The sequence below is a fragment of the Corallococcus sp. EGB genome (assembly GCF_019968905.1).
Lineage (GTDB): Bacteria > Myxococcota > Myxococcia > Myxococcales > Myxococcaceae > Corallococcus.
Genome location: NZ_CP079946.1, coordinates 4,990,443 through 5,002,449, shown reverse-complemented (window position 1 = coordinate 5,002,449; position 12,007 = coordinate 4,990,443). Strand labels below are relative to the sequence as shown.

Here is a 12,007-nt window from a genome sequence, read left to right as displayed (position 1 = left end):
CGCGACCGCGGCGGCGCTGGCGCCTTCGTGAACGGAATGCGCCAGCCCGAGGCCCGCAACGAAGAACCCCGCTCCCTCCTGTGAGGGGGCGGGGTCCAGGGACCGCGTCACCGCCGCACGGCGGCTACTTGTGCGCGTTCAGGTCCGGCTCGGGCGCGGGCGCCTTGTCGGCGGGCACGTCGAAGAAGGCGCTGGGGCTGGGCGCGCGCGCCTGCGACACGCTGTTCTCCAGCGGCTCCTGCACGGGCGGCAGGGGCACCGGCGTCATGTGTGCCTGGGCGGCGGCCGCGGCCTTGAGCTTCGCGTTCTTGCGGTGGCGGAACAGGAAGTAGCCCACCGCCAGCACCGCCAGCGACCCCATCACCACGACCTGGCCGTCCTTCAGCTTGCGGATGACCATGTCCAGCTCGCCACCGAAGTGGAACCCGAGCCACACGAACACCGGCGCGGACAGGAGCGCCGCCAGCCCGTCCCAGAGGATGAAGCGCCAGTACGGCATGTGCACGGAGCCCGCCGTGAAGTACGTCACCGCGCGCACGCCGGGCATGAAGCGGGCAATCATCACGATCTTCTGGCCGTGCGTGACGAAGAGCGACTCCACCTTCGCCCGCTTCTCCGGCGTGACGATCTTGGAGAAGAACCCTCCGCCCTTCGCCCCCGGGTCGCGCCCCAGCTTCGTGCCCAGCCGGCGCCCCGCCATGTAGATGAGGCTGTCGCCCACCAGGATGCCGAAGAAGCCCACCGCCATCATCACCGGCAGGTGCGCCGCGCCCTTGTGCGCCAGGAACCCGCCGAGGATGAGCGAGATGTCCTCCGGAAGCGGCACCCCCAGCCCGCACGCCACCAGGATGGCGAACACGGTCAGGTAGGCGAAGAGGCCCTGGGAGTTACCGAGCAGGTTGGTGAGCAGTTCTTCCACGCGTCTTTCCGTCCAATCACTTCCCGAAGGGCCGCTCGGCAACCGCCCGGGCTGGCCCATCCAGTCACCCAGCCATCAACCGGGCGCGGCAGTTGAAAACTCCGGCCGCCGAGCTTCCCACTCCAAGCGCCCGGGCCCCACCACGAAAGCCCTCGGCCCTCTGCCTACCCATGCCCACGGTGTGGGACATCCCGGGTGCCCGGGGGATTCTCGACGGGCACAGTAACCACCTTGGGTGCGGGTAGCAGACCCATCGCGCTCTGGCAGGAGTCCCTCGCGACCTGTCCGACAGTCCGTCAGGTGCCGGGGGCCCGCGCCACGAGCGTGCGCAGCATGTCCCGGTTCTCGCGGGCCTTGGCGCCAAAGTGGCTGACGATGCCCATCAGCAGCTTGATGCAGGCCTGCGGCTTCTGCGCGAGCAGCTTCTGGAAGTCCGCCGAGCGGATCTCCAGCGCCATCACGTCCGTCTGCGCGGTGGCTGAGCACAGCCGCTCGCCCTTCTGCACGAGCGCCAGCTCCCCCAGGGGCTCCCCGACGGTCACCTCGCCCAGGGGCACGTCCTCGCCCGAGGGGCTCCGGGCGCTCAGCCGCACGGTGCCCTCGCCCACGATCAGCAGCGAGTCTCCGGGTTTGCCCTCGGTGAACAGCGCCGTCCCCTTGGGGTAGGCCCGTGACACGGCCGCCGCCGCGAAGATGGAGATGCCGGTGTCGGTGAAGCCCTTGAAGAGCGGGCAGGCCTTCAGGGTCGTCTCGGGGGCGAGCGCCATGGGGGTGTTCCTAACACGCACAACGCGGCCGCGTCAGCGGCTGGAGCGGTGTTCCGCGGCGGTGTGCACGTAGTGGAGGGCGGATTGGACGAGGAACTCGCGTTCGCCGTCGTGGATGGGGCGCTTCACCTTGCCGGGCGAGCCCACCACCAGCATCCCCGGGGGAATCTTCGTCCCCGGCGTCAGCAGCGTGCCGGCGCCGATGATGCAGTCGTCCCCCACCTCCACCCCGTCCATCAGGATGGCGCCCATGCCCACGAGCACCCGGTGGCCCACGACGCACCCGTGGAGGATGACCCGGTGGCCCACCGTGCAGTCGTCGCCCACCGTCGTCGAGTCACCCTGGCTGGTGACGTGGATCATGGTGAGGTCCTGGATGTTGGTGCGCTTGCCGATGCGGATGGAGTTCACGTCCCCGCGCAGCACGGAGTTGAACCAGATGGACGAGTCCTCGCCCAGCTCCACGTCACCCACCACCTGGGCGGAGTCCTCGATGAAGCAGCTCGGATGGACGCGGGGGGACACCCCGCGAAACGGCTTCAACGGCATGGTGGCACCTCCGACGGCAAGACGACGGCGAAGGCGTCAGGCCTCCGCCGGGACATGCAACGGCAAGGGCAGCTCCACCGCCGGCGGCGCCACGGTGGGGGCCTGGAGCACCGCCACCTGCCTGCCCGCAAGCTGGTTGGGCGTGGCGCGCTCCACGTGCACCTTCACGACGGAGCCCGCCGGAGCGTCGCCCTCGAAGTTCACCGTGCGGTTCTCCGGCGTGCGGCCGAAGCGCTTGGTGGCGTCGTAGCGCGAGCGGCCCTCGACGAGGACCTCCACGTCCAGCCCCACCTGCGCCTGGGTGTACTCGCCGCTGATGCGCCGCTGGAGCTTCTGCAGGCGCTCCAGCCGGGCCACCTTCACCTCGTGCGGGATGGGGCCCCAGTCCTTCTCGCGCAGCGCGGCGCCCGTCTTGGGGCGCGGGCTGTACACGAACGAGAACTGGTTGTCGTACTTCACGCGCTCGGTGAGCTGCATCGTCATCTCGAACTCTTCCTCGGTCTCTCCGGGGAAGCCCACGATGATGTCCGTGGTGATGGCGATGCCGGGCCGCGCGGCGCGCAGCTTCTCCAGCCGCTCCATGTACTGCTCGACGGTGTAGTCGCGGCGCATCATCTTCAGGATGCGGTCGCTGCCGCACTGCACGGGCAGGTGGAAGTGCGGGGCAATCCTGGGCTGCACGCGGAAGGCTTCAATCAGCTCGTCCGACAGGTCATGCGGGTGGCTGGTGGTGAAGCGCACGCGCTCGATGCCCGGCACCTCCGCGGTGCGCAGGAGCAGCTGCGCGAAGCTGATGCCGCCCCGGTACGAGTTCACGTTCTGTCCGATGAGCGTGACCTCGCGAACGCCCACGCCCGCCAGGTCCGCGACCTCGCTGAGCACTTCGGTGAACTCGCGGCTCACCTCGCGCCCACGGGTGTGCGGGACGATGCAGAAGGAGCAGACGTTGTCGCAGCCCTTCATCACGGTGACGAACTCGGTGACCTTGCCGCGGGACGTCTCCGCGTCGGCGCGCGGGAAGACGTACTCCTCGGAGTCCACGAAGGCCGTCTCCACCACGCGCTCGCGAGCGTCCTGCACGCGGGCAATCACTTCCGGCAGCTTGGCGATGTTGTCCGGGCCGAAGACGAAGTCCAGGTACGGCACCTTCTTCAGCAGCTTGTCCTTCTCCTGCTGGGCCACGCAGCCGCCCACGCCCAGGAGGGCGCCGCGGCTGGCCTTCACGGCGCGGTAGCGCCCCAGCGCGGAGAGCATCTTGTCCTCGGCCTTCTCCCGGATGGAGCAGGTGTTGAGGATGATGAGGTCCGCGTTGTCCGGCTCCGGCGTGGGCACGTAGGACATCTTCGACAACGCCTCGCTCATGCGGAGCGAGTCGTTGACGTTCATCTGGCAGCCGAAGGTGTGGATGAAGTAGCGCTTCATGGGTAGGCCTTGAAGGAAAACGGGCCGTTATGGAACGCCCGGACGCGGAATGCAACCGGGCGGGCACCCCGGGTCATCCCCGGCTGAGCACCTTCGTGAGCCGGGTGTGCAGCCCCAGCACCTGGGCCTCGCGCTCCCGGAGCAGGGCCACCGTCTGGGCGCCGTACCGGCGGCCCAGGGCGTCCGTCTCCTTCTCCTGGTTCACCAGCTCGTCCTGGACGCGCTTCTTCACCTCGTCCACCTCCGGCCCGGAGCGGGACTCCAGCTCCGTCAGCTTCGAGCGCAGCCGCTGCACGGTCCACCGCCGCCCGCCGAAGGCCCGGAGGATGGCGTTCCCCCACTCCGCCGCCTTCACGTCCAGGCCGCTGGCCTCCAGCGCCGCCTTGGACGCGCGCGCCATGGCCTCCGGGGTGGCGTCCGCCTCCACGTGCGCCAGGAAGGTCTCCTGGTAGCGGACCAGCTGGTCGAGCAGCGCGTCGTCCACCGGCCGGGACGCCATGCGCAGCGTGCGGTCGTCGGCGGCGTCGAGGTCCAGGCCGGTCTCCACGTTGGGGACGTCCTGGAAGTCGTCGAAGAGGGACGGGGCCATGGGGGCTCCTTGGGGACTGCGAGGTTCAGACGGGGACGAGCTGTTCCGCGATGCGGGCCAGGTCCGACACGGAGTTCACGACGACGGCCTGGGTGCAGTGCTTCTCGTAGGTGAGCATCTCGCTGTCGCCGATGCCCCAGTTGCCCCGCTCCTCGGGGCAGATCCACAGCACGCGCTTCGCCTTGCGCTTCAGGTCCTTCAGGGCCCAGGCGTTGCTCGCGTTGTAGTTGTTGCGGCCGTCGCCAATGATCATCACGGTGGTGCGGCGCGTGATGCTGCCCAGGTGGTCGCGCGTGAAGTCCGCCAGCGCGCGGCCGTAGTTGGAGTTGGAGCTCATGGACACGGTGCGCCCGGCGGTCGCCGCGTCGATGGCCTCGTTCACGTCCAGGTCCTTGAAGAACTGGGTCACCTCGCCCACGTCGGACACGAAGACGAACGAGCGCACGCGCACGAACAGCGACTGCAGCGTGTGCATGAACAGCAGCATCATCCGGGACGCGTTGCGCACGGAGTCGGACACGTCGCAGAGCACCACCAGCTCCGGGCGCTCCGGCCGGCGGGTGCGGAACACGGGCACCATGGGCACGCCGTCCCACGGCATGTTCCGGCGCAGCGTGCGCTGCGCGTGGAGCGACCCGCGCCGGTGCGAGCGCTGCTTGCGGATCATCCGGCTCTTGAGCTTCTCCGCCAGCGTGCGGACGGCGGCCTCCATCTGGTCCACCTCCGCCTGGGTGAGCAGGTGCAGCGCCTTCTCCGTGACGGAGTCCGTGCGGCGGCGGATGCGCGCCTCGGACTGGCGCTTCACCTCCGCGCGCGCGGCCTCTTCAATCTTGCGCATGGCCGCGGCCACGTGGCGCGAGACGATCTCCACGCCCTCGGCATGAAGCCCGCGAGCCTTGAGCTCGTCCTCCAATGACTTGAGGTCGGACCGGGCCCGCTCCAAGCCCGCGCCCGCGAGCAGCCGCCGCGTGAAGAACCCCGTCTGCAGAGGGCTCTCCAACTGCCCCAGGTCCAGCTGGAGCGAGGCCTGGCGGAAGATCTGCGCCAGCCGCGCGCGGTCCCCGGCGAGGAGGGCCTGCGCCAGCGGGGACATCTCCGGCGCCAGCAGGTTCATCTGGTAGATGACCATCTTCAGCAGGTCGCCTTCCAGGTAGCCCTCCTCCTCCAGCTGCTTCGCCAGCGACTTGTCGATGGCCTCGAACGTGCGGGCCGCGCCGGAGAAGAAGAAGTCGAACGCGCGGCGGAACGTCTCCACGTCCAGCTCGCGCTTCACCAGCGTGGTGCGCAGCACGGAGCGGAACAGCGCCCGGTCCTGGACTCCCACCTCGGCGGTGGCGCGCAAGGCGTCCTGCACTTCCGACGTGCTGACGCGCACGCCGTTCTGGCGGAGCACTTCGGCGAACTCGACGATGCGGGCATCCATGGCGTGTCAGGCTCCCCGTTCGAAGGACATCACCGCTTCCACGTGGTGCGTCTGCGGGAACATGTCCACCACCTGGAGCGCCACCGGCTTGTAACCGGCCTCCACCAGCCCCGCCGCGTCGCGCGCCAGCGAGGCCGGGTCGCACGCCACGTAGACGACCCGGCGCACGTCCAGCGCGCGCATCCACTTCGCCAGGCCCGGCGCTCCCGCGCGCGGCGGATCCGCGAGGCACAGGTCGAACGAACGCCCCTCCGCCACCAGCCCGTCGCACACCTTGCGCGCGTCGCCCTGGACGAAGCGCACGTTGGACACCCCACCCTCGCGAGCGCTCCGCTGCGCCAGCTCCACGCCCACCGGGGACGACTCCACGCCCAGCACCGACCCGGCCGTACCGGCCAGGGGGAACGTGAAGTTGCCGTTGCCGGAGTACAGCTCCAGCACGGAGTCCGTCTCCTTCGCGCCCAGCTCGTACAGCGCCGCCGTGACAAGCCCCACGTTGGCCTCCGCATGCGCCTGGGCGAACGCATCCGGACGCAGGTACACCGGCACCTCTGGCCGCAGCGGGGACAGCGAGCGCAGCACCGGTCGGCCGATGAGCCGCGCCGAGCCCTCCTTCGGCACCAGCACCGCGCCCTCCAGCCGCAGCGCGCGCACCGCGGCCTCCGCGGCCTCCAGGTGCCGCGCCGTCACCGGTCCGCTGAGGTTCACCGCGAACGCGGCCTTGTCGCCCTCGGCCAGCAGCAGGACCTCTTCCGTGTCCCTGGCCAGCGGCTTGAGCAGCGGAGCCAGCTTCCCGGGCAGCGCCGTGAGCACCGGCGTGAGCGCGGGACAGACCTCCACGGGGACGCGCTCGTGCGTGCGCCGGCCGAAGTAGCCGAGCACTCCCTTCCCCGCTCCGTGCAGCACCGCGCGGCGGCGGTAGCCCCAGTCCCGGGGCGCCACCATCAGCGGCCGCACGGCGAAGTCCGAGCGCCTCAGATGCCCCAGGTGCTCCAGCGTGGAGAGGACGATCTCCTGCTTCGCGGACCGCTGCGCCGGGACGGACAGCTCCAGCCAGTCGCAGCCGCCGCACGCGTCGGAGAGCACGCAGCGCGACGACACACGCTCCGTCCCGTCCGCAAGCACCTGGCCCAGGATGCCGCGCAGCACCTTCCCCTGGGCCTCCAGGTGGACGCGCACGGTGTCGCCGGGGAAGGCACCCGGCACGAAGACGGTGCGCCCCTCCCAGGAGGCCACGCCTTCGCCCAGCTGGCCCAGCCGTTCGATGGTCAGTTCAATGGGGGCTTCGGGCAGCGTCGTCATCGCAGGCGCACTCGCGGGGGCCGCCTGGGTGGGGCCGCCCTACTTCCGGGTCGCGCTGCCACGCTCGTCCGCCGGCAGGGCTTCCCGCAGGCGCTCCACGAACGCTTCGATGCGCGACCGCTTCTCGTCGTCAACGTCCAGGAACTCCACCGCCATCCCCGGCACCTCCGCCCCCGGCGTCTCCTGGGGGTTGGTGCGCGTCACCTTCCCGGACAGGTCCACCGGGAAGCTGGCACCCGGCAGCGACACCAACAGGCGCACCACCGTGCCCACCGGCAAGGGCTGCGGGGTGTTGATGTAGATGCCGCCGCGCGACAGGTTCACCGCCCAGTCCGTCACGAAGCCCGACACCGTGCGGTACGCCACGGGCAGCTCATGCTCGAGCCGGTGCGCGCGAGGCGCGGGAACGGGCTTCTCCGAAGTGTCGGTCATGACGTACTCCGTTCCCCCGCGGGGAAGGTGGCTTCCGGCCGCCTCCACCACAAGGCGAGGAGACGGAAGCGCACCCTAGCACCCTCCGTCAGGCAGGGAATTTCATCTCGCGCAGGTCGGGCGCGATCTTCAGCTTGGGCTCGGTGAGCTGCTGCACCCGTTCCACCGTCAGTCCGGGTGCGATCTCCCGCAGGACGAGTCCCTCCGGCGTCACGTCGATGAACGCGTGGTCGGAGACGATGTGGTGCACGCACTTGAGGCCCGTCAGCGGCAGCGAGCACTTCTTCAGGATCTTGGGCTGCCCGTCCTTGTTGGCGTGCTCCATGGCCACGTAGATGCGCTTGGCACCGACGGCCAGGTCCATGGCGCCGCCCATGCCCTTCACCATCTTGCCGGGGATCATCCAATTGGCCAGGTCACCCTCTTCGCTGACCTCCATGGCGCCCAGCACGGCCAGGTCGATGTGGCCGCCGCGGATCATCCCGAAGGACAGCGCCGAGTCGAAGAAGGCGGAGCCCTTCACCACCGTCACCGTCTCCTTGCCGGCGTTGATGAGGTCCGGGTCCTCGCTCCCCTCCTCCGGATACGGCCCGATGCCGAGCAGGCCGTTCTCCGACTGGAGCACCACCTCCACCCCGTGCGGGATGTAGTTGGGGACGAGCGTGGGGATGCCGATGCCCAGGTTCACGTAGAAGCCGTCCTTCAGCTCCTGGGCGATGCGCTGCGCGATCTGTTCACGAGTCAGGGGCATGGCTCAGGACGCCTTCTTGCGGACGGTCCGCCGCTCGATCCACTTCTGGAGGTTCTGCGCCTGCACGATGCGGTGCACGAAGATGCTCGGGATGTGCACCTGATCCGGGTCCAGCTCTCCCGGCTGCACGATGTGCTCCGCCTCCACGATGGTGACCCTGGCGGCCATGCACATCATGGGCGTGAAGTTGCGCGCCGTCTTGTGGAACACCAGGTTGCCCCAGGTGTCCGCCTTCCACGCGTGGACGATGGCGAAGTCCGCCTTCAGCGGCGTCTCCAGGACGTGGAGGCGCCCGTCGATGACGCGCGTCTCCTTGCCCTCGGCCACCTGGGTGCCCGCGCCCGTCGGCGTGAAGAACCCGCCGATGCCACAGCCCCCGGCGCGGATGCGCTCCGCGAGCGTGCCCTGCGGGTTCAGCTCCACCTCCAGCTCACCGGAGAGGAACTGCCGCTCGAACTCCTTGTTCTCCCCCACGTAGCTGGCGACCATCTTCTTCACCTGCTTGTTCTGCAGGAGGATGCCCAGCCCCAGCTCCGTGGTGCCGCAGTTGTTGGAGATGATGGTGAGGCCCTTCACGTTCTTCTTGTGCAGGGCCGTGATGAGGTTCTCGGGGTTGCCGCACAGCCCGAACCCACCACTCATGAGGGTGATGTTGTCCGGGATGTCGGCGACCGCCTCATCCGCGCTCGCGTAGACCTTGTTCATGCGGGCGGTATCCTCAGCGCTCGACCATCAGCGCGATGCCTTCGCCGCCGCCGATACACAGTGACGCCACGCCGCGCTTCTTGTCCTGGTCCTTCATCGTCTGGAGCAGCGTGACGAGCACGCGCGTGCCGGACGCGCCAATCGGGTGGCCGAGCACCACCGCGCCGCCGCGCACGTTCACCTTGGACGGGTCCAGGCCGAGGATGCGGTTGTTGGCGATGGACACCACCGCGAACGCCTCGTTGATCTCCCAGAGGTCCACGTCCTTGGCCGTCACGTTCTGCTTCTTGAGCAGCGCGTTGATGGCGTCCGCCGGCGCGATGGTGAACTCCACCGGCTTGCGGGCGGCCTGCGCGTAGCCCTTGATGCGGCCCAGGATGGTGCGGCCTTCGGCCTTCGCCTTCTCCTCGCTCATCAGCACCACGGCGGCGGCGCCGTCGTTGATGGAGGACGCGTTGGCGGCCGTCACCGTGCCGTCCTTCTTGAACACCGGCTTCAGGCCCGGGATCTTGTCCGGCTTGGCGTTCTTGGGGCCCTCGTCCTCGGAGACGGTGGTGAACTCATCCGGCTTCTTGCCCGGAATCTGGACGGGGACGATCTCCGCGGCGAACAGGCCCTCCTTCTGGGACTGGATGGCGCGGCGCGTGGACTCCAGCGCGAACTCGTCCTGCTGCGCGCGGCTGATGCCCTGCGAGGTGGCGCACTCCTCGGCGCAGTTGCCCATGTGCACGTTGCCGTACACGTCCCAGAGGCCGTCGTTGATCATCGCGTCCTTGAACTCCACGTTCCCCATGCGGGCGCCGCCGCGCATGGTGTGGCTCAGGTAGGGCGCGTTGGACATGGACTCCATGCCGCCCGCGACGATGACGTCCGCATCCCCCAGCGCGATGGCCTGCGCCGCCGCGATCACGGTCTTCAGGCCGGAGCCACAGACCTTGTTCAGGGTGACGGCCGGGACGGACTCCGGGAGGCCCGCGAAGATGGCGGCCTGACGCGCCGGGGCCTGGCCCACGCCCGCCTGCAGGACGCAGCCCATGATGACCTCCTGCACGGCCTCCGGCTTCACGCCCGCGCGCTCCAGCGCCGCCTTGATGGCGATGGCGCCCAGTTGGGGCGCGGTGAGCTTGGACAGCGCTCCCTGGAAGGAGCCGATGGGGGTACGGGCCGCGCCCACGATGACGACTTCACGAGCCATGGAAATGCCTCCTGGAGAGGGAACCGTCTGTAAAAGAGAAAAGCGCCGGAAAGGCACTTATCACGGGCGCTTTCCGCCGAATCAAATGGAAACGGCCGGGCTCCCCCTGGGGAACCCGGCCGCTATTCACGTCAGGACGTTGGGCTGATTACTTCTTCAGCTTGGAGGCCATGACGTCGCCCAGGCGGGCCTTGGACCCCTCGGCCTGCTTGCGCAGGTACTCGCGGTAGTCCTCGCCCTCGCCGATGAGCGCCTTGATGGACAGCGCCACCTTGCGGTCCGGGGTGTTGATGTCGATGAGCTTGACCTCGACCTCCTGGCCCTCCTGCACCACGTCGCGGGGGTTCTCCACGCGCTCCTCCTTCAGCTCGGAGACGTGGACGAGGCCCTCGATGCCCGGCTCGATCTCCACGAACGCGCCGAAGTCGGTGACCTTGGTGACCTTGCCCTTCACGCGGCTGCCCACCGGCAGGCGCTCGGACAGCGTCTCCCAGGGGTCCGGCTGGAGCTGCTTGATGCCCAGGCTGAAGCGCTCGTTCTCGACGTCGATGTTGAGGACCACCGCCTCGACCTCGTCGCCCTTCTTGAACATCTCGCCCGGGTGCTTGATGCGCTGGGTCCAGGAGATGTCGGACACGTGCACCAGGCCGTCCACGCCCTCCTCGACGCCGACGAACACGCCGAAGTCGGTGACGTTGCGGATCTGACCCTTGATGACGGAGCCGATCGGGTACTTGTCCTCGAGCAGCGTCCAGGGGTTCTGCTCGATCTGCTTCATGCCCAGCGCGATGCGCTTGGCCTTCGGATCGATGTCGAGGACGACGGCCTCCACCGTCTGGCCGACCTCCAGGATCTTGGACGGGTGCTTGAGGCGCTTGGTCCAGGACATCTCGGACACGTGCACCAGGCCCTCCACGCCCTGCTCGATCTCGATGAACGCGCCGTAGTCGGTGATGGACACGACCTTGCCGGCGACGCGGGTGCCGACGGGGTACTTCTCGTCGGCGCGGTGCCACGGGTCCTCCTGGATCTGCTTGAGGCCCAGGCTGACGCGCTCCTGCGCGGGGTCGAACTTGAGGACGACGACGCGCACTTCGTCACCGACGTTGAACATCTCGCTGGGGTGACCGATGCGGCCCCAGGACATGTCGGTGATGTGGAGCAGGCCGTCGATGCCGCCGAGGTCGATGAAGGCGCCGTAGTCGGTGAGGTTCTTGACCACGCCCTTGAGGACCGCACCCTCCTTGAGGTTCTTGAGGGTCTCCTTCTTCATCTCCTCGCGCTGCTTCTCCAGCAGCACGCGGCGAGAGAGGACGATGTTGCCGCGCTTCTTGTTGAACTTGATGACCTTGAACTCGAATTCCTTCGAGATGTACTGGTCAAGGTTGCGCACCGGGCGGATGTCCACCTGGGAGCCGGGGAGGAACGCCTTCACGCCGATGTCGACGGAGAGGCCGCCCTTCACGCGTCCGACGATGGTGCCCTTGACGATCTCATCACGCTCGCACGCGGCGGAGATCTCGTCCCAGATGCGCATCTTGTCGGCCTTCTCCTTGGAGAGGACGACCATGCCGGTGTCGTTCTCGCGGCTCTCCAGGAGGACCTCGACGGGGTCACCGGACTTGACGGTGACTTCCCCGCGGGGATTGGTGAACTCGGAGATCGGGACCTGACCCTCGGACTTGTAGCCGATGTCCACGATCGCGAAATCCTTCGTCACCTGCACGACCGTGCCCTTGACGATCTCGCCTTCCTTCAGGATTCCGTCGCCGCCCCGCTCCTTGAGCGAGGCCTCGAACATCGCCGCGAAGTCCTCGTCACCGCCGTCGATCTGCTGGTTCACGTTCTGCTGCATGAAGTGGAAGTCCTTGGAACGGTACAACTGCCCCCTGTTTGAATGGGTGCGCGGCCGCCTGCGGGGAGCGACGGGAAACCGCGGGTGTCCCCCAAATG

Annotated in this window: 12 protein-coding genes; all 12 read right to left on the bottom strand. The window is 68.6% G+C overall.

Going from position 1 to position 12,007, the window contains the following annotated elements; translation table 11 throughout:
• Positions 1-124: 124 nt before the first annotated feature.
• The 12 genes from KYK13_RS20790 to KYK13_RS20735 all read right to left on the bottom strand — a co-directional run bounded on the left by KYK13_RS20790 (position 125) and on the right by KYK13_RS20735 (position 11,909).
• On the bottom strand, positions 125-919 hold the full coding sequence (locus tag KYK13_RS20790) for a DedA family protein (RefSeq protein WP_223631959.1): 795 nt from the start codon (positions 917-919) through the stop codon (positions 125-127).
• A gap of 296 nt (positions 920-1,215) precedes the next feature.
• On the bottom strand, positions 1,216-1,686 hold the full coding sequence (locus KYK13_RS20785) for a cyclic nucleotide-binding domain-containing protein (RefSeq protein WP_223631949.1): 471 nt from the start codon (positions 1,684-1,686) through the stop codon (positions 1,216-1,218).
• Between the two features lie 33 nt (positions 1,687-1,719).
• On the bottom strand, positions 1,720-2,235 hold the full coding sequence (locus tag KYK13_RS20780) for a gamma carbonic anhydrase family protein (protein ID WP_223631940.1): 516 nt from the start codon (positions 2,233-2,235) through the stop codon (positions 1,720-1,722).
• Between the two features lie 36 nt (positions 2,236-2,271).
• Positions 2,272-3,657 (bottom strand): tRNA (N6-isopentenyl adenosine(37)-C2)-methylthiotransferase MiaB, encoded by a 1,386-nt coding sequence (gene miaB / locus KYK13_RS20775; RefSeq protein WP_223631938.1) that lies wholly within the window; start codon positions 3,655-3,657, stop codon positions 2,272-2,274.
• Between the two features lie 73 nt (positions 3,658-3,730).
• Positions 3,731-4,246, bottom strand: coding sequence for a hypothetical protein (locus tag KYK13_RS20770; RefSeq protein WP_223631930.1), 516 nt, complete (start codon positions 4,244-4,246; stop codon positions 3,731-3,733).
• A gap of 25 nt (positions 4,247-4,271) precedes the next feature.
• Complete coding sequence (locus KYK13_RS20765; RefSeq protein WP_223631928.1) at positions 4,272-5,669, bottom strand: VWA domain-containing protein; 1,398 nt, start codon at positions 5,667-5,669, stop codon at positions 4,272-4,274.
• A gap of 6 nt (positions 5,670-5,675) precedes the next feature.
• The gene (locus KYK13_RS20760; protein ID WP_223631926.1) at positions 5,676-6,971 is read right to left on the bottom strand and encodes a class I SAM-dependent RNA methyltransferase; all 1,296 of its coding nucleotides are present in this window, start codon (positions 6,969-6,971) and stop codon (positions 5,676-5,678) included.
• Between the two features lie 39 nt (positions 6,972-7,010).
• On the bottom strand, positions 7,011-7,403 hold the full coding sequence (locus KYK13_RS20755) for a TIGR02266 family protein (protein ID WP_223631924.1): 393 nt from the start codon (positions 7,401-7,403) through the stop codon (positions 7,011-7,013).
• Positions 7,404-7,491: 88 nt separating this feature from the next.
• On the bottom strand, positions 7,492-8,154 hold the full coding sequence (locus KYK13_RS20750; protein ID WP_223631922.1) for a CoA transferase subunit B: 663 nt from the start codon (positions 8,152-8,154) through the stop codon (positions 7,492-7,494).
• 3 nt (positions 8,155-8,157) lie between these two features.
• Entirely contained in the window at positions 8,158-8,859 is a 702-nt protein-coding gene (locus tag KYK13_RS20745) for a CoA transferase subunit A (RefSeq protein WP_223631914.1), read from the bottom strand.
• 13 nt (positions 8,860-8,872) lie between these two features.
• A complete protein-coding gene (locus KYK13_RS20740) occupies positions 8,873-10,054 on the bottom strand; it encodes an acetyl-CoA C-acetyltransferase (RefSeq protein ID WP_223631912.1) in 1,182 nt (393 codons plus the stop codon).
• Between the two features lie 148 nt (positions 10,055-10,202).
• Positions 10,203-11,909 (bottom strand): 30S ribosomal protein S1, encoded by a 1,707-nt coding sequence (locus tag KYK13_RS20735; RefSeq protein WP_014397002.1) that lies wholly within the window; start codon positions 11,907-11,909, stop codon positions 10,203-10,205.
• Between the last annotated feature and the right edge of the window lie 98 nt (positions 11,910-12,007).